Raw genomic sequence first — 24,187 nt, 5'->3', positions numbered from 1 at the left:
GTGCAGTCGAGTATTTAGAGGTTTCTGAGACCGAAACGGTCAAGGCGGAAGGGGCTCATATCAATTGGAGCAGGCAGGCCCGAGGCCATATCCGCAACAATCCGGCCCGTCACAGCCCCGCCGATCAGGCCCTGGTGTCCGTGCCCAAAGGCGTAGATCACACGCTTGTGGCGTTTTGAAGTGTCGATGACGGGGATGGAATCCGGCGTCCCGGGGCGATGGCCCATCCAGCGATGAACCTCGCTCTTTTCAAAGCGTTTAAACATGCCCTGCGCCTGTTTGACGAGGATGTCTGACCGTTTGTAATTCGGCGGCGCATTCAGGCCCGCGAATTCCACGGTTCCGGCGAGACGAAGCCCGCCTTCCATTGGGGAGGCGACAAACTTGCGGTCTGCCGAGATGGTTTGAACCTTCAGGCCCGTATCGGCCTGTGGGAGCATCACATGGTAGCCGCGTTCGGTCTCAAAGGGGATACGGTCGCCCAGTTGGCGCGCAAGATCCGCAGACCACGCACCGGCCGCAAGCACGATACGATCCGCCGTGTAGTCGCCCGACGCCGTGATGATCCCGGTTGCATCGCCAAGGGTGTATGTAAACCCTTTGATGGAGTCACGATGGAAGCGCGCGCCTTTTCGTGTTGCGAGCTTCGCCAGTTCGGCCACAAGGCGGCCCGGGTTCGGGCTTTGCCCCTGATCCGGCAGATAGATCGCACTCTTGAAACGGTCGGTCAGAGCCGGTTCCAAATCCTGAATTTCGTCCGCGTTGAGCGTTTCGACTTTGACCCCATGCGAACGGCGCAGGCCCATGCCATAGGCACTGCCGTCGGGGCCGTTCTCGCGCTCGAAGACAAAGAGCTGGCCGCGCTTTTGCAAAAGATCGAGACATCCAGCCTCTGCCATCATGGGTTCATAGGCTTCGAAACTCAGCCGATGAAGGTTGATCATCGCCTGAGAGATTTTTTCGACCCGAGACTTCCGCCCCGCCAGCACAAACCGCATGAGCCAAGGCAAAGCATGCGGAAGGTAAGACAACCGGATATAGAGCGGCCCCTCTGGATCGAGGAGCCACTGAGGCACGTTTTTCATCAGGCCCGGCATGGCATTCGGCAGGCAGGAGCCGGGGCAAATCCCGCCCGCATTCCCGTAGGAACACTGGTCGGGAGAGCCCGGCTCAGCAGGGTCGAAAACATCAACCGTATAGCCCTTGTCCAAAAGGGCATTGGCGGTGCAGACACCAATGATGCCCGCACCAATAACGATGGCGTGTTTGCCTGTCGCGATAGACGTCATTTTTCGACCCTGATTTGCCTGTGGAATGCCGCTGTTCGGGATTACGGAGCGGTGGCGTCCGGTTTGCCTGCGCGGAAGGCAGGCATGGCTTTGCCAAAGGCCATTTGCGTCATGCGAAAATCCGACAGGTAGGCTTGGAATTTATAGCCCATCTCCCGCATTTTCTGACCGTATTCGACCGAGCCGACGTGAATCCCGGGCACAACGCCATGTGCCTTGCAGCGCTCCGCGATATATTCGATCGCCTCGACGACATCCGGCCATTTCGGGTCGAACCCAGGTGTATGGCCCATGGACACAGCAAGATCGGACGGCCCGACGAACACGGCATCCAGACCCGGAGTGGAGAGGATTTCATCCAGATTGGCGACGCCGTCTTTATGTTCGATCATGGCGAAGGTGATGATCGTGTCATTGGCATTGGTGAAATAATCTGAACCGCCATAGAGACCGGCACGGATCGGACCGACGGAACGGCCGCCTTGCGGGTAGTAGCGGCAGGCTTCGACAAAGGCTTTGCATTCTTCGGCGGAGTTCACCATCGGGCAGATGATCCCGTAAGCGCCGGCATCGAGCATACGACCGATGATCGCCGGATCATTCCACGGCACGCGCACAATCGGCGTTTTGTCCGTGGTGGAGATCGCCTGAAGCATCGCGAGCGCGTCGGAGTAATCGGCCACACCGTGCTGCATGTCGATTGTCACGGCATCGAAATCCTGCTGCGCCATCATTTCGGCCATCAGGGAAGAGTTGGTCGCGAGCCAGCCGGTGAGAACTTCTTCACCGCTGGCCCAGAGGGTTTTGGTTTTGCTTTCGCGCATTGTTTGGTTTCCTTTGAATGGAGGATTAGGATGCAAGGATCAGATCGGCCGCTTTCTCTGCGGCTGCGATCGTTGTGATGTTGGTGTTGGCTGCGATGACAGAAGGCATGATGGAGGCATCGACCACGCGCAGGCCCTGAACCCCGCGCACACGGCATTGCGGATCGAGCACGGCCATCGGATCGTCATCGCCGCCCATTTTGCAGGAACAGGAGACGTGCCAGCCGGACCAGACGGCCTCGCGCGCCCAGTCGACGATGAGATCGCGGTTTTTCATCATGGCGTGCATCCGGTCCTGGGTGCCGAATTTGTGCTTGAGCAAGGTGTCACGGAAGATCGGAAGGTAATCGAACATCCAGGCGGCAGATCCGGTTTTGAGGTAGTTCGATGGCTTGCGAACCGAGAGAGACCGCGCTTCTTCGGTGTATCCGGCGAGGAACCACGTGTTGACGTGGCCGCGGACGCGCGGGTCTTCCATGATCCGGTACATGCGCTCGAACCCGTCGACGAGACGCATCAGGTCGCGCTCATCACCTGCGAGATTCAGGTTCACGCAGGGCTCATCCCGCCAATCGGCTGAAGTCAGCGTGACGCTGCCGCGCGAATAGCTCTTGTTCACACAGACATTGAGCGCCCCCATGGCTTTGCCGAGCGGATGCCACCCCGCGCGGTTCACCGGCATCATCAACATGTCGGAGGGGGTACAGCCCTCGTATCCGGAGGAATAGCGCACACCGAGGAAGATGTGGCGCCGTTGGCGGGGCTTCAGTCGCGCGGATTTTTTGAAATGCGCCCCGATGGCGAGGTGCGGGTGATCCATCAGGTTCGCCCCGACACCGGGGAGATCAGCGATGACCTTGATCCCGTGGCGTTTAAGTTCCTCAGCCGGACCGATCCCCGCACGCATGAGGATCGCAGGTGTGTGCAGCGCACCGGAGCAGACGATCACTTCCTTAGCCTTGTAGATCACAGGGTCAGCACCTTCGGAGTGCGCGCGGACGCCTGTGATACGGGTACCTTCTGTGGTCAGCGCCTCGACCTGTGTGTTCGCGAAGATGGAGAAATTGTCCCGAGCGCGAACTTCCTTGGTGAGATAGCCCACTGCAGTAGACACGCGGCGGTCTTTTTCGTTGGTCAGGGGGAGAGGGAAAGACCCTTCCTCGAAAGACGCGTTGTAATCTTCGCGGTAGGGGATGTCCTCGGAGACGACATCAAGCACGCTACGTGAAAAGCCCGCCCAATCCTTGGGGAACACCCGACGGATCGGCATTGGGCCGTCCGTGTTGTGGAGCGGACCATCAAAGTCCTGATCGCGTTCGAGTTTTTTGAGATAGGGCAACATGCCTTCCCAGTCCCATCCGGTCGCACCCTTTTCGGCCCATTCGTCATAATCGGCCGGAAGCCCGCGCACGGCGAATTGCCCGTTGATCGAGGACCCCCCCCCCATGACTTTCGCCTGTTCGAGGCGTGTCGGCGGCACAGGGGCGCTATTTGAGCGCGGGTTCCGAGCAAAGACCCGCAGCGCGGACCAATGATATTTCGGGTCGAAATAGGACAGCCCGGGGTAGCTGTCGGCAATGATCTCCGGGACATCATCCGGCGGCGTGTCCGGACCTGCCTCAAGCAGCGCAACTGTCTTGCGCCGGTCAGCGGACAGGCGTGCGGCCAATGTGGCCCCCGCCGATCCACCACCTACGATGACATAATCAAATTCCATCGCATCATCCTCAGGCGTAATTGATCCACACCGCTTTTTCGCGGGTGAAGGCTTCGAACCCGGCGCGCCCCATGTCTTTGCCGAAGCCGGAGGCTTTGAAGCCGCCAGCGGTGTAGGTGAATTCCGGGTCGCGACCGTGCTGGTTGACGAAAACCATCCCGGCTTCGACGTTGTCGGCGACGCGCATCGCTTCCTTCATGTCGAGGGTGTGAACGGAGGCGGCGAGGCCATAAACAGGGTGCTGGGCCTCCGCGATGGCCTCATCAAGATCAGCGAAGCGGGAGACGTTGACGATCGGCCCAAAGAATTCGCCCAAGAACCCGATGTTATCGCGCGAGACGTTGGTCAGTACGGTCGGCGCATAGAAATTGCCTTCGTTGACAGCTTCGAGACGTTTTGCACCCGTCAAAACCTCAGCGCCTTGGGCAATCGTTTCCTGAACCATGCTGTCGATGCGGTCGAATTGTTTGGCGGAGATGATCGGTGCAAACGTCGTCGTTTCATCCCAGGTCGGGCCCGCTTTGATGTCTTGTGTGCGGGCGAGAACTTTCTCAGTCAACTCATCCGCGATGCTGTCTTCGATCAGGAGGCGAGACGCGAGCGTGCAGACCTGACCACCATTCACCATGAAATTGTTGGCGACGCGCGTCGCGACACCATCCAGATCCCCGCAATTTTTTGTGACGATCTGCGGGCTTTTGCCACCGAGTTCGAGAATGACCGGTTTGATGCCCGACTCTGCGGCGAGCTTCATGATGGCTTCGCCGGTTTGGGTCGAGCCGGTGAAGGAAATGATGCCGATGTCAGGGTGGCGGACGATTTCCGCGCCTGTCGTGTGACCGTAACCGTTCACCACGTTGAACAACCCACCGGGAAGACCGGCTTCCGCCGCGCATTCCGCGAGGGCCAAAAGGCTGTGCGGCGTGATCTCCGAGGTTTTCATCACGACAGCGTTGCCCGCGGCGAGCGCGGGCGCGAATTTCCAAGCTGCCGTGATCATCGGGAAGTTCCACGGCACGATGGCACCTGCGATGCCGTAGGGTTCGCGTCTGGTGTAGCTCAGTGTGTTCTCGCGGGTCGCCGTCACCGTCCCTTCGATCTTATCGCAGAACTCGGCAAAATAGCGCACGACGCCAGCGGTGCGGACCGCATCCCCGATGATCGTGCCGGAGACGAGACGCGCGGAGCCCATGGCCTCCAGGCGTCCGAGGTATTCGGCCTTTTCTTCGATCTTCTCGGCAAAACGGAACAGGATTTTGGCGCGCTCGCGCGGAGCCATCCTCGCCCAACCCGTTTCCGCGAGCGCTTCCTTTGCGGCGGCCACGGACATTTCGACAGAGGCGACCCCACCGTCCGTGATCACGCCCATCGGCTTTTCGTCAGACGGCCGCAGGACAACAATTTCTTCGCCCGGGAGTTCGACAAATTTGCCCCCAATGTGGTGGCCGGAGGGGACGGTGATCGTGTCTGGATTGAATGAATACGTCATGATTTACCTCGTCGTCTTGGCCAGTCGTCAGGCCGCAAGAATGGTTTCGCTAAAAGGCGCAGCTTTAGCGGGAGTTCGTTTGGTCTCGTGGTTACGAGCACGGTGGGAAGGCGTGGCCAGATGAGCTTGGCCACGCCGAGTATTATGGACCGCGAGTCAGCCGGTGCCTTCGAGGAAGGGTCTCAGCAGATTGGCGGTTTCGTGGAAGCGGCCGACGAAGCTCTTCAGGCGTTCATGTGTCGGATGCAGGAGAACGTCATTGGGGGGGCCGTCTTCGGCGATGCAGCCCTGATCGAGAAAGATGACGCGATCTGCGATTTCGAAGGCAAAGCCAAGTTCGTGGGTCACGATCACCATGGTCATGCCGGACTTCGCAAGCTGTGTCATGGCCTTCATAACCTCGCCGACCAATTCAGGATCAAGCGCCGATGTCGGCTCATCAAAGAGCATAACTTTCGGATGCATGGCCGATGCACGTGCGATGGCGACACGCTGTTGCTGGCCGCCCGAGAGTTGACGCGGGTATTTGTGTTCGTGACCCTCAAGGCCCATTTGAGCGAGAAGCGCCATCGCCTCTTCCTTCGTCTTCTCCGGGTCGGCACGTTTCACGGTGACCGGACCTTCCATGACGTTTTCGAGCGCCGTCATATGCGGGAAGAGGTTGAATTGCTGGAACACCATGCCCGTCTGAGACCGGATGCGGTTTACCTCACGCATGGGAACAGTGTTTGCCCCAGTGTCCATGCTCGGCGCGACGCCTGCGTCATCGCCGGAGTTATAGATGTCTTCACCTGCAATCGTGATCCGTCCCCCTGTCGGGGCGTTCAGCAGATTGATGCAGCGAAGCAAGCTCGTCTTGCCGGACCCGGAGGCGCCGATGAGGACGACAACCTCCCCTTGCATCACATCGAGGTCAATGCCGCGCAGCACAGGTTTGATCCCGTAATGAAGATGCAACGCTTCGATCTGCAGGAGGGGCTCTGTCTTTTTGATATCAGCGCTCATTTCACGGTCTCCGAGATTTTTTCGAGTTTGCGTGACAACAGGGTGAGCGGCACAAGGAGGACGAGGAACATGATGCCTACGAAGGTGTAGACCTCCATGGGCCGATAGGTGAAGGAACTCACATAGCTCGCCTGATAGAGAATATCCGGCACCGTGATCATCGACATGAGCGTCGTGTTCTTGATCTGGATGATCGACTGACCGGCAAGCGGTGGGATCATGCGGCGGAAGGCCTGAGGCAGGATCACGCGGCGCATCCGCTGGTAATAGGTCATGCCAAGCGCGGTCGTGGCATCGGTCTGGCCGGGGTCGATCGACTGTACGCCAGCGCGGAGGATTTCGGCGTAGAAGGCGGCAGCGTAGAGGCTCAGGCCCGCGAAACCCGCCCAGAACTTGGTGATCGAAAGTCCGGCGAAGATCGGGAAGGCGTAGTAGATCCAAAGCAGGATCACCAAGAGCGGAATATTGCGGAAAATCTCGACGTAGATACGGCCGATGGTTTTGAGAAGGCGGGAGCCGGTCAATTGCATCAGACCGACGATCAGTCCGATGAAGAGGCCCGCGGAAATCGAGATTGCAGAGTAGAAGAGCGTGACCAGCAATCCTTTCCAGAACAGTGGCCAGTTCTGTATGATGACCGAGTAGTCGAACATGTGCGTCTCCGGAATGCCGTTTGGCGGCAATTCTTGGTTGCGAAGTAAAAACCGGTCGACCACAAGGGGAGAAAGGCCGACCGGAAAGCGGCGTCAGGCGTTCAAATCAGAAGCTGAAGTTGGACGGCAGGATGGAGAGGTCGATCCCACGGTCTTCCCAGGACTTCTGAAGACGGCCTTGTGCCAGACCGAGGGAGCGCTGTTGTTGCACCCAGTTGGTCAGGAAGTTGATGAACCCGGCGTTACCGGATTTGCGTGCAACAGCGAGGGTTGCCGGGTTGCGGAGCATCGGCTCCGGAACGGACACGTCGCCAACAGCCATTTCGGAAATTTGCAGAGCGTCGAAAACGGAGAGCAGGATACCATCCGCGCGTTTCGCCTGAAGCTCCATGATCGCAAGGTTGCGGTCTTCGACGACGGTGATGGTTGCTTTCGGAAGGAGGGCTTCGGCAACGATCTGCATGGTGGACCCTTTCTGGACGACGACGGTTTTTTCCGGCGTGTTCAGTTCTGCCCAAGTTGCGATCGGGGCACCCTCAGGGGTCAGCATGGCCCATGCGTCGGTGAAGAGCGGCTCCCAGAGGTAGTCCACAACGAGACCACGGCTCGGGTTCGGGTTCACACCGATAGCGACGTCAATCTTGTTGGACTGAAAGTCAGCGGCAAGATTGCCCCAGGTGGTTTCAACGGTGGTCAGTTCGACACCGAGCGCATCGGCGACATCCTGAAGGAAGTCGACATAGAAACCGCTCCATTTTCCGGTCGCAGGGTCTTTGATGTAGCCCGGTTCTTCGCCGACCATGACGGGAATTTTCAGCTCGCCCGAGGAGCGGATTTCGTTGAGAACGGCGGAGGGGTCTTCTTGTGCCATTGCACCTTGAGAGGCGCCCAAGAGACCGACACCGAGTGCGGCAGCCCGCAGGATGTTTCCAATCATAGACATAAGTGTTACTTTCCCTGTGCTTACTTTGTTTCTGTGTGCCAGAGGACCGATCGGTCACTGGCTGAGGAAACCTCGAGTGAGGGGATCATCCTTCTCGAGGAAAAGTGTGCCCTGGGAGGTGATGTATGCACTTCCCAGGATCACAACTTCATAGCCATCTCGACCCTCTTCGGTGGTCTTGGCATGGAGATTGGCCATAAATTCGACGCCAAAAATATTCTCGGCGTGATAGGTTTCGTCTGATGTCAGCTGTCCGCGGATGAGGAGTTGCGCCATCCGTGCGCAGGTTCCCGTTCCACACGGAGAGCGATCGTATTTGTTCGGAGCAAGGACGAGAAAATGCCGGGCGCGGTCACGGGCGTGCTCCTCGTAGAACAAGACCGAAGGTGCCGGATCGCCCGCCATGAGCGGGTCGTCTTTGGTCGTCGCGGCAATCGCCGTCTTGATCCGCCAACCGATGTCGAGCGCCTTTGAGGCATGATCGGGATCAAGCGTAAGCCCCGCCTGGCGCGCATCCACCATCGCATACCACATTCCGCTATAGAGAATGTCTGAGGTAACCTCGCCGACGCCGGGCACATTCACTGTGAGACCCTGATACCCCATGACGGCGGGCACGTTTCGAAGGGAGACATTTTCGAGGCTTCCGTTGTCGCGCCAGTTCAAATGAACAGTGACCACGCCAGCGGGCGTTTCAAGCGTGAAGTGATCCCCCGTCTCGCGGCTGATCGCCCCGGTATGCGCGAGAGTCTTTGCATAGCCGATTGTGCCGTGCCCGCACATACCGAGATAGACATAGGAGGAGATGAAAATCGCTCCGAAATCGGCCACTTTCGAGGGGACAGGGATCAGGCCAACCATTGCGGCGTGGCCGCGCGGCTCGTGGAGGAGCGCGGTGCGCAGATGATCGAAACGGCGTTCGAAATCCATCCGCATTTCTTTGACGCTCTCCCCAATGAGCGCCGGAATCCCGCTCAGGATGATGCGGGTGGGGTGCCCTGCCGTGTGGCTGTCGACGTAGGAATAGGCACCCTCAAAGTTCGTCATGCGTTCTCTTTCCCGAACTCTTGTTCAATGATGCTGCGAGCGGCCTGCCAGATCTTCTCAATGAGTGCCGAGGACAGGTGCTTTGCATCTTCCGCACGAGACTCGCTGATGGCCGCAAAGATTTCACCGGTTTCGTCGAAGGAAAGACGCACGAGATCCGGCGCGACCTTGTAGAGATAAAAGCGATATCGAAGAGCCTGTTTTTCGAGGCCCTGCAACAAGCGACGGAGCGTCTGATTGTCCGCGAGGTCGTAAATCAGCTCGGAGCCGCGCACGTCAGCGGTGAAGAAGGAATGCGCATCGCCAATTTCGCTGGCATGCCGCATCGCCTCAAGCGCTTCGCCAAGCTCTTTTTTCAACTCAGAGTTCCCGGACCGCGCAGCCGCTTCAGAGGCAAGTGCCTCAAGCGCAATGCGGCAGGTATAAACTTCATCGAAGTCACGCAGAGACATCGGGGCGACCCAAATCCCCTTGCGTGCCTGTCTTACGACCAGCCCTTCTCGCTCCAAAGTCCGCAGTGCGTCGCGCACCGGGGAGCGGCTGACACCATATTTTTCTGCGATTTCTTCCTCGGTCAGCCGCGCTTCTGGCGCCAAACCGAGGGTCACGATTTCCTCTTCCAACACCGAGGCGAGGTTGTCGGAGATTCCCGCAGAGAGCTTATGTATTTTTCTGTTGTTCATGTAGACACCATACTGTGCTCTGTATACAATGCAATAGTCTTGAATGGATTTCTGCCGTTTTTCGCGATTTTCAACGGCGATTACGACAACATCCGAAACCACCATAGGTCATAAATGGCCAATGCATACAATGCACAGCACTCAACAGGAGACCGTTATGTATAACGAAAAGATCGAACTCTTGATCGACGGGAAATGGCGTCAGGGGAGCGAAGGAAAATCCGAATCGCTTCTCGATCCAGCAACCGAAGAGGTGCTCGCAGAGGTGCCCCATGCCTCGGCTGCCGATCTGGACGAAGCGCTCGCTGCCGCAGCGAAAGGTTTCAAGGTTTGGAAAAAGAAGACAGCGATCGAACGCTACAATATTCTTGCGAAAGCGGCGGAACTGGTTGATGGGCGCAAAGACGAAATCGCAAAGATCCTAACCTTAGAGAACGGGAAGCCTCTCGGCGAGGCTGCAGGCGAGATCGCCTTTTCTGCCGAAGCACTCCGGTTTTATGCGGAGGAGGGCAAACGCGCCTATGGACGCATTATTCCGTCACGCACACCTGGCGTTCGCCAGATGGTGTTCAAAGAACCAATCGGCCCCGTAGCCGCTTTCACGGCATGGAATTTCCCCGCATCGAACGTGATCCGTAAACTCGGTGGCGCCCTTGCGGCAGGATGTTCGATCATTATCAAGCCCGCCGAAGAAACCCCAGGCACAGCCGTGGCTTTCGGCCGCTGCTTTCAGGAAGCGGGCCTGCCGGATGGCGTCCTGAATATCGTGTTCGGTGATCCGGCCGTTGTTTCGAGCCACCTGATTGCCTCCCCGGTCCCCAAGGCCGTCACCCTGACCGGCTCCACGGCCGTCGGAAAACTGCTGCAAAAACAGTCCGCCGACACGCTCAAACGCTGCCTCATGGAGCTTGGCGGCCATGCGCCGGTCATCATTCATGAAGACGCAGACCTTGAAAAGACTCTCGACCTTCTTGCGGCGTTTAAATTCCGCAACGCCGGTCAGGTCTGCACATCCCCGACCCGCTTCTACGTCCATGAAAAGATTTATGAACATGCGCTAAATGGGTTTGTGGAGCGTGTGAAGAAGATCAAGATCGGCGCTGGCGTCGATGAAGGCACGCAAATGGGGCCGATGATCGCAGAGCGCCGTCTCGATGTGATGGACGGGCTGGTTGCCGACGCCGTCGAAAAGGGGGCAACTCTTCTGACAGGTGGCGCACGGATCGCGAACAAAGGCTATTTCTACGCGCCGACCGTCCTGCGTGACGTCCCAGACACCGCACGGATCATGTCCGAAGAACCCTTTGGCCCGATCGCGCCCTTCACCTCGTTCTCGGATTTCGACTCCCTGTTGGAGCGCGCGAATTCCCTTCCCTACGGTCTTGCGTCCTTTGTCTTTACCCAGGACGGCGCCCTCGCTCGCAAAACCGAAGAAGAACTCGAAGCCGGTATGGTCGGCGTCAACTTCATGGGAATCTCGACCCCGGAAACCCCATTTGGCGGTGTCAATGAATCCGGTGACGGATCGGAGAGCGGCCTCGAGGGGCTCGAGGAGTACATGCGCGTGAAATACGTCGCAGAACTTTAAGATCCATTCCCATAGAAACACTGGCAGCATGTCCCGATTGCTGCCAGTGTTTACAGTCAAAGTTCCTGAGCGAGGGTCTGCTGCCTCGGTCATGGTGTAACGCGTCGAGGAGTATGTTTGGGCTGTCTCCGCACCTTCTCTGCGAACTGAGCGAAGCTCCGCACTGGGCTGGTTGATCCGCTCTTAATCTTCAAACGGCACTCTATTTGATTTAGCACAGTCGCTTCCTGCGCATGCCGGACATGCGCGCAGTGCGCAAAAAGGACCGGCCCCAGCCCAAACGAGACGTTTTCCTCGGCGCAGAACTCCTCATCGAACTGATCTCGCAGAGATACAAACGCGCCTCGACATTAACCACAAGAAACCTTCCCTTCGAGGAATGGACCGAAGCGCACAGATCAGAACGTCTCAACGGCGCACTTCTCAAGTGGCTCCACCATCATGTCTCCATTCTTTCGATGAATGGTGAAAGCTACCACCTCGCACATAGCCGGAAAACAACACCGAACAACTGATCAGGAATTGCCCTTACGGGTAATGCGACCGGGAACCCGCTTGCTATGTGATAAGCCGCTGACCTCTGGGCGCGCACCTTTAAAATCAAACAAACGATTCAAACCAAAATCCCCTAACACCAACGATATAAGTATTTGTATTCACCACAAAACTTTAGTATACAAAAATAAGTACAAAATATACAACAAAACTGTTTTTAAAAACAATGCCCTCCCGAAACATCGCACACAACCTCAGGCTACTGCTTGAGAAATATCGCACGTTGACAGATGCTGCTCATAGCATCGGGGTCAACCGTCAGCAGTTGAACAAGTATCTGAACGGCAGCAGCATCCCTTCCGCACATACGCTTAACCGCATCGCCAAGGCGCTCGACATCGAGATGGACATGTTATTCAAGCCCGCCGGACACAGCGAATACATCGCGGGTGCGTCATTGAAGCTGACCACTGATCTCGAAGTTTCAATGGCCAATACATTTAATCGGGCAATGGCGCGCACGATGCGCGAAGAGCATGCCTTAGCACAACACTGTGGTGACTACCTGCTCTATCACCGCACTGCGATGTCAGAGCGCCATGTGCATGTCAGCTTGATCCGAATCTATCAGGAAGTGGGAAAAACCTATGCAAAATCCTTGATGGCCCTGCGTCAGAATGGTCAGCCGAGAACGGGCATCAAAACCTACAAGCATGGCTCGCTTGTGTTCCTGAACTCCGGATGTCTCCAAATTCTCCGAATGTCTGGACTGAATGACGGGGATACCGATCTGGGCCTGCTGGTCCTGTCATTACCGCGCTTCAATTCTGAAAAATATCTATTTGGCCATACATTGACGACGAGTATTTCACTACCGGGGCAAATCGTACCGTCGAAAGTGATCTTTCAAAAGGTGACCGGCAATCCCCTTCAATTGTTTCGCAAGCATTGTGGCGCTTGGTCGCTTGAAGACCCCAATTTGGGTGATACGGTAAAAACACATTTCAACTCCGGAATGCACTTAGAATAAAAGAGGGGGCCTTTGCCCCCTCTTTGCATTTTCATTTACCGTTCTGCCTCAGAACTTGGCGATAAGATTCAGGAAGACCCCGGAGCTTTCGTAATCGAGATCGGTCATGTCCTCAGACACCTGCCCCCATTCATAACCGACACCGATTTTCGCATTGTTCCCGACATGGCGGTACACGCCAAACAAAGCTCCCGTATCATAGGTTTCGCTCTCTTCAGTATACATCAAGCGCCCCTCGGCCATCGCATCCCAGTTGTGAACGACATGCCAGTCGAGCCGCATGATCCCGAGATGCGCCGTCGAGTCGCTAAAGTCCTCCGTGCCGCGCGGGGCGACCTCGGACCGGCGATAGCCGTATTTGCCGCCCAGCGTGAAGTGCTGGTTCAGGTCGTAATCGGCATCAATCGACAGGACGTGGCTTTTCTGCGCATCCCCCTCGGTATCGCCGTTCGCCGTCACCTGATCCGCCCCCGGTAGGTCGTAAAGATAGGTGTATTTGAACAGCACGTTCAGACGCTCGTTGTCGATCGGACGGAAACCGTAGCCGAGGCTGGCCTCGACATATTCCCCATCGCGGAAACTGTCATCGTCATTGTCGGAGATCAACGCATCGACATTGCCGAGCCACCGCGCGCTTTCGCTGACGTGGTATTCGAACCCGCCAGCAAAGGCCCAGGTGTCGGCATCCTGCGACACCCCATCGCCGCTTTCAGTGCGGTATTCCAACCGACCACGCGCACGCAGGCGATCCTCTTCGGTATAGGCCACACCAAAGGAATAGGCATCGCGTTCGATGTCGCCGTTGATCTTGTCGCGCACCGTGCCGCTTTCCATCGCGCCACTGAAAGACCAGCGCGCGTTGGGCGTATAGGTGATCCCGTAAGCGTCCGTCATGGCATGACGTTCGCCAAAGAAATCCATCGAGGTTTCGGCAAAGCTCGAGAAGGTTTGGGAATGGCGATAGCGCCCGCCCATCACCACCTTGCCGCGATCTTCGCCGACAAGCTCATAGCCGCCGTTGGTCCGCGTCGGGTCCAGCGTGTAGCCGAGATAGAGCTCATTGTCGGCGGTCGGCGAATAGGCCAGACGCGCGTTGGCCGCAAAGCCTGCGGTGCCGTCGGAGGCCTCGCCAGAGACTTTGACCTTTTCGCCCAGACGAGTGGCCGCTCCAAAGCCCAGACGGTCGTCGCGGTCCAGCCCGCCGGAGCGGTCCACCGTCGCCTTCCCCAAGACCCAGACTTTGGTGTCATCGCTGAACGCATAGCTCAGACGCGCCGCCAGATCGGTGCGATCCCCGGTTTCCGTCGGATCGCCAATCGTGGTCTCGTCGAGATAGCCAAGCGCCGCCTCAATGGTCCAGGCGTCCGTCAGATCATAGGCCACGCCCAGCTCGCCCTCGGCCTTGCTGTCGCCACCGTCTCGGTCGAAATCCTCGATCCGCACGCCCAAGCTGAGCCGATCGGACACCTCGATCTCGCTGCGCAAACCGATCAGGGTTTGATCCTCGGTGATGTCCTCGTTGAGGGTCGAGAACCCGGCCTCTTTGCGCTCGTAGTAAAGCTCGGCATAGCCGCCGGTGGACAGGCCGAGATCGGCAAACTCGACATGGCTGTCGAAGCGGTAGGCCATCGCGTCTTCGAGACCGGAGACACCATCCTCGGTGATCGTCAGGCCACCGTCCGACGAAAGGCTGCGGCTGAACCCCGGCCCGTCAGTGCCGGCCACTTCGACCTCGAGGAAACTCGATTTGCCGAATTTGTAATAGGCATCCACCGCCGCCATACGCTGATCGGCCACGCCCGTGGTCTCGTTCATCGCGGTGAAGCCGAGGCGCAGATCGTTGGTCGCCCAGGCTTCGATACGTCCGCCGTAGGAGAAGCCGTCCACATCCTCGACGGTCGGGGTGTATTCGTATTGCACCACCAGATTGACGTCATAGGCGCCCGTGCCGGAGCCCACGAGACCGCCATCTGAACTCGACGAGCCCAGAGGTTGGGTCAGGGTGATCACGCCTTGCAGATAATCGATCTCGTAATCCACGCCAGACAGAAGAGTTTCAGTCGAGAGCACACGACCGGTGTCGGGATCCACTACCTGGACTTTAACTGTCTCGGAGCCCCCATTGAGGTCCTGACGGGTCAGGAAATAGACCGAGCCGCCGGTGCCGCGCAGAATGTCGCGTTGCGGCAAAGTGTCGGGCTGGGCGCCATAGAGCACACCCTGCACCCGCGCTTCGCCGTCCTCGGTACGGGCACTCGTGGCACTGCGCAGCTCCGCGCCGTAAAGCGAGCGCGTGTTTGACAACAACTCTCCGCCGGAGACATCGGCCTTGAAATCGCCCCAAGTCAGGCGCGTGTCGTCTTTCTCCAACCGCAGATACACCCGGCCCGAGGTCGGCGTATCATCATAGCTCGTCGAGTCGTCGCCATAGGTCGGATAGAGGTCTTCCGGGTCCAGGCGTTCGATCACCGAGCGCGGGTCCTTTTCGTCGAGGCGGCGGAAGATGTCCTCCAAATCGCCCTCGCCCGTATCCAAAGACGAGGTCACTGACCAGCCGTTGCGGGTGATCCCCGAAGCATAATAGGCCAAACGCCCCTCGGCGTAGTTGCGTTCGTAATCCGGGTCGGCCTCAGATTCCGTGTCCTTGATCCGATGCCCGAAGGTCAGGTCGGCAATGGCCACATAGTGCCAATCGCTCGCCGGAATTTCGAGCCTGCGGGTGATCTGTTGCGGTTGCCCGTAGCGGTTGAACTCCACATCCACCGTACGGTCGCCCGCCGGAACGATCCGGCTCACGAGAAACTCGCCGGAGGGCGTCACCGGAACCGTCTCGCCCATGACGCGCACCGGCTGACCGGCATCGGCGCGGCCCGAAACGGTGACCATGCCGCCCGCGATGGGAATGGCGCGTTGGCGGGTGCGATCTTCGCCCTCGCCCGCCGCCGTCAGTGGCGCGCCGGTGATCTCATGCGTGTCGAAATGGCCTTCGCTGCGGTTCAGTTCCAGCGGCCAGGTTTCGTCGTAACGCCCCTTGGCGTCATAGACGCGGACCACATAGACCATCTCTGCGGGACCATCCTCCGGCATGGTCCAATTGACCGTGCCATTGGGCGCCACCGGCAGAGTTTCCACCGTGCGCGGAGTGCGCCCCGTGGTGTCGATCACCCGCACTTCGGCGCGGGCAATATAGGCCGGGTAGTTGGTGGAAGCGCGGAACCGCACCACCTCTCCTGCCCGATAGGTCGCCCGAAGATCATCGGTCGACACATTGAGCAACCGGCGCGGCGTCAACCCGTCGAAACGAATATCGACATCCGCCCTGTCCGCCACGATGTCGGCCGGACGGCGCGGATCGGGGGGCGGCATCGCCCCCGCCACCGGCGTCTTGTCGATGGAGATCGAAAAGCCCTGAGCGTCGAAATCCGATCCCATCACTTCCTTCACCATTTCGGTGTTCTTGCCCACCGGCATGGTCACGACCACATCGGAATTGGACCGTTCACAGCCTTCGGGCTGCGGTGCCAGCGCCTCGGCACAGAGCGTTTCCGCCCGCGCCTCCCCCGCCAGAAGTACGGCACTGATTGCGATCACCGATCCACCGCACAAAATCCGCGTGAAGGTTTTCTGTTTGCTGCTCATACCAAGCGTCCTCATTGCTCCACCCTCACGATGGTTTTCTCGATGGTCAGTTTCACACGGCCCGGCTCTCTCCATAGATCCCGCAGCTCTCTTTCGACCTGTCGCATGGATTGCCGCGCCAGACGTTTCTCCGCAGATCCCGCCTCATCCGGCAGGTGATAGGCGATACGCAGATGCACGGGGTCGCCAGCGATTTGCTGCACCAGACCTGCAAGCGCCGTTTCGAGCGCAGGCGTCATCTTCGGACCGGAGGCGGTTTGCGCGAAGCCCTGCGCATTCACATCCACACGCACCACACGGGTCAGCGCCGCACCGAAGTTCAACTCGGTCATTTTGCCGGGCGTGAGACGCACGACACGCGGGTTCTCCGTGGTCAGGCGATAGCCGGTCGGCAGAGAGCGGGTGTCGAGCTTCAGGATAAAGTTCGAACCGCGATCTTCCGGCAGCATCGCACAGGGCACATGGAAGCGGCCGTATTGGTCGGTGGTGATCACCGTGCCATCGACACCGGTCAGGCGCACAGCGGGGATGCCGTTCTCGACGATCTCGCGGTCCAGCTCCACGGGCGCATCGCCCTTGCCGCTGTATTTGCCGCTGAAGATCGCGTCCTCATCGACGATCCGGCTGATCGGACCGTTTTGATAGCCGTCCCGATTCAGATCGTTGAACACCTTGCCGTAGACATCGCCACAATCGAACACCGGTTCCGGGAAGATCGAGACAGTGGCCGTCGCCTCGGGTGACAGAGGCTCAAGCGTGTCGGAATCTCGCAGACGCGCCCGGTTCACGTGATCACCCACATCCGCGCTGGTCAGAACCCGCGCCGAAAGCGTCGCCTCGACGGTGGTGAGCGGCGGCACGGTGACGCTGGGCCAGGTCACGACCTTGCCCTGCACCGTGACCTCGATCGGTTCCCCGTCCCAAGTCGCCGTGTCCTCGACATAAACGAAGTCGGCAGGCAGCACGTCCATGAGATCCATCGTGCCACTGGTGCGCGGGTTCTCATTGGTCACCGTGATCGTATAGGGCACCACGGACCCGCGCTCCACCACGCCACGCGGCGTTGTTTTGCGCAGCACCAGACCGCTGTCATAGAGCAGAGGCTCAAGCGGATACTCCGTCGGATCGTCCACGGTATTGCCGTCGCCATCGTCGCCGTCGTCGGAGAGATCGTTCACCTCGGTCGGGTCTTCGGTGAATTCGTCCGGGTACTCCGGCATCGCCGTGGCGAGGATCTGGTTCGACAGGCCGCCTGCGTCTACCGCTTCAATGGTCAGTTCAAAGGTCGCGGTGTAAGTGGCGGTCTCGCCCATCACCAACGTGCCTTCCGAAGAGCCTTCGCTCGCCGACACAAAGGTCGGACCGCTGTCGAGGGCCAGCGTCTGGCCGGTGGTCAGCGTCAGGAAAGTGTCCTCGAGCGCCACATCATTCACCGTGGTGTTGCCGAGGTTCTCGACCGTGATCGTGTAGGTCATAAGATCGCCAACCCCATCGACACCGTCGCCATTGTCGGTCAGCTCCTGCGTCTTCACCGCCTCAATCGCGCTGATCGGACGTTGGATCACCGTTTCGGTGGCCTGATCGCAAACCAAAGGATTGTCGATGCGGCAGATCTCATAGGTCACCTCATAGGTGCCCGCCGGATTGCCCTCGGACAGGGTGATGAAACCCGTGGAGGGATCAAGTGTCAGCTCAGGATCGCTGTCCACGACCGTGATCGTCACATTGTCGAGCGTCGCCTGTTCCTGACCGATCTTGTCGGAGGCCAGCATCGAGGTGGTGATGCCACCGTCGGTGTCGAACTCCCAAGGCGTCTCAGGAATGGCCTCGATGAAGACGGTTTCCGCTACCGCGTCGTCTTCGTCATCGACCATCAGGTCGCCGCCATTTCCGTCCTCACCATAGGTGCCGGTCGCAGTCGCAGTGTTGAGCACTTCGCCCGCGTCGATGTCAGCCTGAGTGATCGCGTAGATGCCTTTTTCCGTGAAGGTGTACTCTTCGCCGGGGGCCAGAGACGGGATAACCTCGCTGATCTGATTGGCGCCCAAGAGCGGGTCGGTGATCGTGACATTCGTCAGCGTGACGGTGCCCGTGTTCGTGACCTTGAACGTGTATTCAAGCTCCTCGCCCACCTGCCCGACGGTTTGCGTCAGACCGGAATTGTCGACGGTTTTCTCAAGAACGATCGACGGTGCCTGACCGAGCGGCACGGTTTCATCGTCCGTATCCGAGACCTCGCCGACAACCGAGTCTGCCGTGACCGTCGCCTCATTCACCAGTTGGCCTGCATCCAGATCGGCCTGCGTCAGCACATAGCTCGCCTTGAACGTGTCGGTATCGACAGCCCCCGGTGCCATTTCGGCAATGCTGGCGCCCGGTGTCTCCCAAACGATCCCCGGAAGGATGTCCGCAAGCGTCACATCGGTCAGCGTCACGTTGCCGGTGTTGGTCACCGTAAAGCTGTAGGTCACGATCTCGCCGACTTCGGAGGGATCGCTCACGTTGCTCGCATCCGCGGTTTTGATCAGCTCAATCGCCGCAGTGCGCGCCACCGGCGTTATGGTCGGTGTGTCGTTGTCCTGCGACGTGCCGGAGGTGTCGGTCACCTCCTCATCAAACGGATCGGTGCCGGTCACAAGCGCGGTATTTTCCACATACCCGCGGTCGATGTCCTCCTGCGTCAATTCATAGATGGCAGAATAGGTCGTGTCGTCTGTGGCACCCGGCGCCAGCGCCGCAATCGGGTTTCCTGTCAGAACACCCACACCTTCAAGCATCGCATCCGTGAGCGTCACATCGGTCAGGGTCTGCGAGCCGGTGTTGGTGATCGCAAAGCTGTAGGTGATCGTGTTACCCGGCACCGGCGGATCGGAGAACGCCGTGGTCGCGGATTTCACCAGCGCGATGGCAGGCTCATAGATAGGCGTCACCGGCGTCGGGTCGTTTTCACCCGTCTCATCGGCGCGACCGTTGCCATTCGGGTCCGGATCGGTGCCGTCGTCGGAATCATCGCTGAGCAGCGGGTTGTCGCCCGGCGTTTGCCCGGTCCACGTGCCGTTGCCCGTCACCGTCGCCTGGTTTTCATAAACACCGCCAGAAGCCTGAGCGCTCGGCAGCGGAACTTCTGGGCGGACGCGCAGCGAGAGGGAAATCTCACAGGTTGCCCCCGCCGCAAGCGTCGCCCCGGAGACCAGCGTCTGATCGCCTTCGCCGTTGAACCCGGCGTTCAGCCCCCCACAGGAGCCGCCCGGAGCGGAGAGGATCGTGTAGGAGCCGCGCACCATGTCATCCGTTGCCGGATTGGACAGGCTCGCATAGCTGCCGAACAGCGGTGCGGCTCCCGACAGGGCGTCCGTCACAACCACCGTGTCGAGCGGCTCTAGGCTGAAGTTCTCCACGACAAAGCTGAAGCCAACGGTGAAGGAGCCATCCGCCGCAGAAGTCGGGCCGGAGCTGACACGTTTCGCAATCCCGATCCGCGCTTGCGGCACGAGAGTGAAATCGTAATCGGTGGCATCCGTGTCGGACGGCAGATCAATCGTCGTAATCGCGGTGGCGCCAGATGGGCTCCCGCCCTCGGACCCACTCATGGCTTGGCTATCTTCGAGATACGTCTCGCTCACGCTTCCGCGTGTCACCGTGTAGGTGCCGCGCGGCAGGTTGGCGATGGTATAATCGCCATTCGCATCCGTCGTCGCCGACACGGAAACGGGCGTTCCGTCAAAGGCCGTCCCGGTCACCGTCACCGTCACCCCGGCCACGCCGGTGTCGTCGGTATCGAAATCGCCATTGTCATCGAAATCGCGGAACACCGTGCCAGAGAGCGCAGAAGACACGACATCGACCGGGCCGGAGTTTTCGTTGTTGTTCGGATCGACGTCGAGCGAGGTCGTTGTGATCTCTGCCGTGTTGGTAAAGCTCTGCGGATCAGAGGTCACACTGGTGATTTTGACGGGAACCGTGATTTCCGCCGTAGCCCCGCTTGAGAACGTGCCAAGCTCACAGGTGAAACTGGTGCCGCCTGCGGCCCCGTCACAGCTTTGCAGCGTCGCCGAGCCAGAGGTCACATTGACCGACGGCGTCCCCGCCAGCACCATATTGGCCGGCAGGCTGTCCGTCACCTCGACCCCATCCGCCTCGGCCAGCACAACGCCCCCATCGGAGCCGGTGTTGTTGCGCACGGTGATGACGAAATCGAAGGTCTCAAGCAGTTCGACCGAAGATTTGCTTGCAACCTTGCTGACGACCTCGACATCGGCGCGGGTGCGCACGGTGGTGTTTTCGGTCACTTCGTTGTTCGCCGGAAGCGGATCGTAGCCATTGGTGATCCCCGGAGAGGTCAGGTTCGCCGTATTGGTCGCGGTGCCTTTTTGCACCCCCTGCGCCAAGATGGTCACCACGCGCGATCCGCCCGCTTCGATACGGTCGAAACTACAGCTCAACGTGCCGCCGACTTGGCCAACGCTCGGAGCCGTACAACTGCCTGTACCCGCATTATGCGACTGATAGCTCAGATATTGCGCGGGCATGAGATCGTTCATCGTGACGTTCTCTGCCGCAGAAGGCCCGTTGTTGCGGATCGTGACCGTGTAGGTCACCTCCTCACCGACTGCCACCGGGTCGATGCTATCGACCTTGTTGACCTGAAGATCATAGCTGGGCGCCGCGACGGTCGTCTGCACCGAGGCACTGTTGTTGGTGTCGTCGGTTTCATCGAGGCTGGTGCTCACGGTCGCGATGTTTTCCATCGCAGAGCCGATCAGGGCCTCGGTCGGTTGCACCACGATTTCGACGGCTTGTTGACCGCCGGACGTCACCGTGCCGAGATTACAGACAACCTGATTGTTGCCCGATGCGGTCTCACTTCCGACAGTTGGCAAGGTTGAACAGCTTCCCGTCGTCGGCGTTGCGGAAACAAAGATCAGCCCATCCGGCAACACATCCGTAATCGTCGTATCCGGCGCGTTGCTAAGGAAGAACTCTGTCGACGGGTTGAGTGCCGTGACGACGTAGCTGAGGTTCTGGCCAACGACAGCCGTCTCAGGCGTCGCGGTTTTGGTCACGGTCACATCCGTGCGGGCCTCGACGTCGAAGGTCACGGTATCGTCGTTGTTGGTCAGATCGGGGTCGGCCACGCTCGTCGACAGAACCTGAACCGTGTTGCTCCGCTGTCCGGCATTGCCGCCGGGGCGCACCTGAACCTCGATCACCGGGCAATTACTTCCGGCAGTACAGACCGGCAGGGCGGCGAATGTGCAGGTCAGATCCCTGCCCCGCCACCGCGCCGTGCTGCCACAGGTGGCGCCTGCGGGTGCGGTGATGCTGACGAGACCCGCGTCCGTTGCGCCAACCTGATTGTTGATGAGGCTCAACAAGGGATCTGTCACGGTGACATCGGCAGATGCCGCGGGGCCCGCGTTCACCACCTCGATGTAATAGGTCTGAATGTCGCCCACGGTGACCGCCGACGCTGCCACGGTTTTGTTCACGGTGATGTCGGCAGAGGCGCTGTCGGCGCTGCTGTCCACATCGTAGCTGTCGGAATTCCCGACGCCCAGGTATTCCGGTGAGGAGACACTGGCAGTATTGGTCAAGGTGCCCGACTGTGTCGCCTCGGCGCGGATCACCACGACAGGCGTGCTGTCACCAGCCGCCAAAGCGCCCGACACACCAGCCTCGTAGACGAGTTCGCAAACCACGTCCACCGGCCCAGTAGCAGGTGCCACCGGCGAACAAGTCCAGCCATTGCCATCGTACCCCGTAAAGGTCATCCCCGCCGGCAGGCTGTCGGTCATGTAAAGTGTACCGTAGAAATCGGCATTGCCGGTGTTCTGCGTGCGCAGATTGAACTCATACTCATTGCCAACCACGACCAGCGCGGGGCTGGGGCCGGTTTTGGACACGGAAAGGTCAACCACCGGATTTTCGATGGTGCGACCATCATCGGTGTCAGTGTTGTTGCCGAGATTTGTATCTTCTGGGCCAGAAGAACTCACCGTCGCACTATTGCTGACAGAGCCCGGCGCGATGGCCGTGGTGTTGATCAAGATGTCGCCAAGCGGCACATCGGTACCGGCCACAAGTCCGTCGGACGTGCGCGTACAATTCACATCCTGATCGCTGATCGTGCAATCCCAACCGCCGGACAGCACATTGACAGAGTCGATCTGGTAGGCGGATGGCACGCTGTCAGCAATCTCAAGACCGTAGGGCACCCCGCCTGTGAAGCTCGGGGAGAGCGTAAAGATGACCGGATCGCCCACAAGCACCGTTCCCGATGCAGAGTTGCTTTTCGTCAGGCGCACATCGCTGCCGTCACTGACCTGAGTGGTCAAAGAGGCAGAGTTATCGTCGGTGAGAGGGTCCTGAGGTTCGGAAATGTCTGCCATCCCTGAGACGATCAAGGACGACCCCGTCCCCGCTGCCGTCACTTGCCCCGCCAACTCAAAGTCAAATGTCCCGCCGACCAGAATATCGTTCGGGATCGTACACAGATACCCTCCGGCGCTGGCGCTACAATAGGACGGCACCGAGGTGATCGTCAGACCGGTGATCGCCGGGATTTCGACCACGACTTCCGTCGCCGTATCAGGGCCATTGTTTTCAAGTGTATAAGTGTACGTGACCACTTCACCGGAGGCGGCTTCCGTCGGCCCGACAATCTCAAGCGCCACATCAGCACCGCTGAGAATCGTTGTGGTTTCGGAGAAGCTGTTATTGGAAGGAGCCGTGTCATCCGCGCTCGGCACGGAACCAGACATGGTGATGGTGCCCGCTTCTGTCGATGTGACAATCGCGGAAAGTGCAAAGGTTTCGTCCTCGGCCAGAACTGGGATCACACAAGAAACGGACGCAGGCCCAGTGATCGGAAGCGCAGGATCACAGGTCGTATTGGTCACGTCCTTCAGCACGCCACCCAACGGAATATTCAGGTTGATTACGGTTTCGGGGGTCGCTCCGACACCGGCCATTGCAGCGTTGTTGTTGACCGTGATGTCATAGGTCACATCACCGCCAGCAACCGTCGGGTCCGAGCCGGCATCGGTCACGTTGACGACCCAGTCGTAGCTTTGCGCGCTGGCACCTGCGGGAGCCAACATCCCCCCCAGAGACAATATGAGAATGGTCATCACGGCTTTTGCTGAGACCACAAAGGGCGTTCTTCTCCGCCTCTTGAAGCCAAAAGATTCTTTGGGTTGATGCCCCTTGTTCATGTCTGCTCTCTCCGTTTTCAATCGGACCGATCCGGACATCGTCCGGATCAGAAAGAGAGAGGCTGTGCGTACAATCGCTAATGACATTAGACCTACGCCGAATGCCCCACGCAGGAGGGAGACAGTCGGTCATCTGCCTTATCAGGAATTTATTTGTCGTATTTTCGAGATTTCACATTCTCGGTCGCTGCAAAGAGAGACCACGCCTAAAATAGACGTTAGTCTGCCCAGACAGAATATTTGCCAAAGCAATCAAGCATTTCGGAAGCCCTTAGGGAGCGAAACCATTGCTAACAAACATATCGGTTAGTACCACGAACAACATGACACCACTTTTCACAGCAGCGCATTAAAAACACTTAATATTCCATAATCGTGATGTCTTGTAGCTCTCGGCAGCACATACCGCCCCCCATAACTCATCTACACTTGCCACACATGAAGCCGTTCTCACCAAAACGGCCTTCGTTCACATTCGACTTTGAGGAAATGCTTAACCAGATGAGAAGTAAGGCGGAATTCTCTAACTTGCGTCATGAGTGACGCTGAATAGCGCCAGCCAAATTGAGTG

At 58.8% G+C, this 24,187-nt stretch carries 13 protein-coding genes and 1 pseudogene; 3 read left to right on the top strand and 11 right to left on the bottom strand.

Annotated elements, in window-relative coordinates; translation table 11 throughout:
• Positions 1 to 14: 14 nt before the first annotated feature.
• From ACYBHZ_RS17895 to ACYBHZ_RS17855, 9 genes are all read right to left on the bottom strand, one after another.
• A complete protein-coding gene (locus tag ACYBHZ_RS17895; RefSeq protein ID WP_460275668.1) occupies positions 15 to 1,289 on the bottom strand; it encodes an NAD(P)/FAD-dependent oxidoreductase in 1,275 nt (424 codons plus the stop codon).
• A gap of 41 nt (positions 1,290 to 1,330) precedes the next feature.
• Complete coding sequence (locus tag ACYBHZ_RS17890) at positions 1,331 to 2,113, bottom strand: HpcH/HpaI aldolase family protein (protein ID WP_460275667.1); 783 nt, start codon at positions 2,111 to 2,113, stop codon at positions 1,331 to 1,333.
• Between the two features lie 25 nt (positions 2,114 to 2,138).
• Positions 2,139 to 3,830, bottom strand: coding sequence for a GMC family oxidoreductase (locus ACYBHZ_RS17885; RefSeq protein WP_460275666.1), 1,692 nt, complete (start codon positions 3,828 to 3,830; stop codon positions 2,139 to 2,141).
• Positions 3,831 to 3,840: 10 nt separating this feature from the next.
• Complete coding sequence (locus tag ACYBHZ_RS17880; RefSeq protein ID WP_460275665.1) at positions 3,841 to 5,319, bottom strand: aldehyde dehydrogenase family protein; 1,479 nt, start codon at positions 5,317 to 5,319, stop codon at positions 3,841 to 3,843.
• A gap of 156 nt (positions 5,320 to 5,475) precedes the next feature.
• Positions 5,476 to 6,324 (bottom strand): amino acid ABC transporter ATP-binding protein, encoded by an 849-nt coding sequence (locus ACYBHZ_RS17875; protein WP_460275664.1) that lies wholly within the window; start codon positions 6,322 to 6,324, stop codon positions 5,476 to 5,478.
• Positions 6,321 to 6,977, bottom strand: coding sequence for an amino acid ABC transporter permease (locus ACYBHZ_RS17870; RefSeq protein WP_460275663.1), 657 nt, complete (start codon positions 6,975 to 6,977; stop codon positions 6,321 to 6,323). The genes ACYBHZ_RS17875 and ACYBHZ_RS17870 overlap by 4 nt, the downstream gene beginning before the upstream one ends.
• 106 nt (positions 6,978 to 7,083) lie before the next feature.
• A complete protein-coding gene (locus ACYBHZ_RS17865) occupies positions 7,084 to 7,920 on the bottom strand; it encodes a transporter substrate-binding domain-containing protein (RefSeq protein WP_460275661.1) in 837 nt (278 codons plus the stop codon).
• Between the two features lie 54 nt (positions 7,921 to 7,974).
• Complete coding sequence (locus ACYBHZ_RS17860; protein WP_460275660.1) at positions 7,975 to 8,967, bottom strand: proline racemase family protein; 993 nt, start codon at positions 8,965 to 8,967, stop codon at positions 7,975 to 7,977.
• The gene (locus tag ACYBHZ_RS17855; protein ID WP_460275659.1) at positions 8,964 to 9,650 is read right to left on the bottom strand and encodes a GntR family transcriptional regulator; all 687 of its coding nucleotides are present in this window, start codon (positions 9,648 to 9,650) and stop codon (positions 8,964 to 8,966) included. The genes ACYBHZ_RS17860 and ACYBHZ_RS17855 overlap by 4 nt, the downstream gene beginning before the upstream one ends.
• Positions 9,651 to 9,807: 157 nt before the next feature.
• Between ACYBHZ_RS17855 and ACYBHZ_RS17850 the strand changes: the two genes are divergently transcribed.
• The 3 genes and pseudogenes from ACYBHZ_RS17850 to ACYBHZ_RS17840 all read left to right on the top strand — a co-directional run bounded on the left by ACYBHZ_RS17850 (position 9,808) and on the right by ACYBHZ_RS17840 (position 12,763).
• Positions 9,808 to 11,238, top strand: coding sequence for an NAD-dependent succinate-semialdehyde dehydrogenase (locus ACYBHZ_RS17850; protein ID WP_460275658.1), 1,431 nt, complete (start codon positions 9,808 to 9,810; stop codon positions 11,236 to 11,238).
• A 296-nt stretch (positions 11,239 to 11,534) separates the two neighbouring features.
• Positions 11,535 to 11,753, top strand: a pseudogene (locus ACYBHZ_RS17845) (ATP-binding protein); the annotation flags it as partial.
• 206 nt (positions 11,754 to 11,959) lie between these two features.
• On the top strand, positions 11,960 to 12,763 hold the full coding sequence (locus tag ACYBHZ_RS17840) for a helix-turn-helix domain-containing protein (protein WP_460275657.1): 804 nt from the start codon (positions 11,960 to 11,962) through the stop codon (positions 12,761 to 12,763).
• A gap of 48 nt (positions 12,764 to 12,811) precedes the next feature.
• Here ACYBHZ_RS17840 and ACYBHZ_RS17835 read toward each other — a convergent pair whose 3' ends face one another.
• Both ACYBHZ_RS17835 and ACYBHZ_RS17830 read right to left on the bottom strand, forming a co-directional pair.
• Complete coding sequence (locus ACYBHZ_RS17835; RefSeq protein WP_460275656.1) at positions 12,812 to 16,402, bottom strand: TonB-dependent receptor; 3,591 nt, start codon at positions 16,400 to 16,402, stop codon at positions 12,812 to 12,814.
• Between the two features lie 11 nt (positions 16,403 to 16,413).
• Positions 16,414 to 23,532 (bottom strand): DUF7507 domain-containing protein, encoded by a 7,119-nt coding sequence (locus ACYBHZ_RS17830; protein ID WP_460275655.1) that lies wholly within the window; start codon positions 23,530 to 23,532, stop codon positions 16,414 to 16,416.
• Positions 23,533 to 24,187 lie beyond the last annotated feature (655 nt).

Source organism: Celeribacter sp. ULVN23_4, from assembly GCF_054788345.1.
This window is presented reverse-complemented; position numbering and strand designations above follow the sequence as displayed.

What these genes read in the sequence shown, in the direction of transcription:
- ACYBHZ_RS17895 (WP_460275668.1), bottom strand. Translation starts at nt 1,289, where the DNA reads ATGACGTCTATCGCGACAGGCAAACACGCCATCGTTATTGGTGCGGGC.
- ACYBHZ_RS17890 (WP_460275667.1), bottom strand. Translation starts at nt 2,113, where the DNA reads ATGCGCGAAAGCAAAACCAAAACCCTCTGGGCCAGCGGTGAAGAAGTT.
- ACYBHZ_RS17885 (WP_460275666.1), bottom strand. Translation starts at nt 3,830, where the DNA reads ATGGAATTTGATTATGTCATCGTAGGTGGTGGATCGGCGGGGGCCACA.
- ACYBHZ_RS17880 (WP_460275665.1), bottom strand. Translation starts at nt 5,319, where the DNA reads ATGACGTATTCATTCAATCCAGACACGATCACCGTCCCCTCCGGCCAC.
- ACYBHZ_RS17875 (WP_460275664.1), bottom strand. Translation starts at nt 6,324, where the DNA reads ATGAGCGCTGATATCAAAAAGACAGAGCCCCTCCTGCAGATCGAAGCG.
- ACYBHZ_RS17870 (WP_460275663.1), bottom strand. Translation starts at nt 6,977, where the DNA reads ATGTTCGACTACTCGGTCATCATACAGAACTGGCCACTGTTCTGGAAA.
- ACYBHZ_RS17865 (WP_460275661.1), bottom strand. Translation starts at nt 7,920, where the DNA reads ATGTCTATGATTGGAAACATCCTGCGGGCTGCCGCACTCGGTGTCGGT.
- ACYBHZ_RS17860 (WP_460275660.1), bottom strand. Translation starts at nt 8,967, where the DNA reads ATGACGAACTTTGAGGGTGCCTATTCCTACGTCGACAGCCACACGGCA.
- ACYBHZ_RS17855 (WP_460275659.1), bottom strand. Translation starts at nt 9,650, where the DNA reads ATGAACAACAGAAAAATACATAAGCTCTCTGCGGGAATCTCCGACAAC.
- ACYBHZ_RS17850 (WP_460275658.1), top strand. Translation starts at nt 9,808, where the DNA reads ATGTATAACGAAAAGATCGAACTCTTGATCGACGGGAAATGGCGTCAG.
- ACYBHZ_RS17840 (WP_460275657.1), top strand. Translation starts at nt 11,960, where the DNA reads ATGCCCTCCCGAAACATCGCACACAACCTCAGGCTACTGCTTGAGAAA.
- ACYBHZ_RS17835 (WP_460275656.1), bottom strand. Translation starts at nt 16,402, where the DNA reads ATGAGCAGCAAACAGAAAACCTTCACGCGGATTTTGTGCGGTGGATCG.
- ACYBHZ_RS17830 (WP_460275655.1), bottom strand. Translation starts at nt 23,532, where the DNA reads ATGACCATTCTCATATTGTCTCTGGGGGGGATGTTGGCTCCCGCAGGT.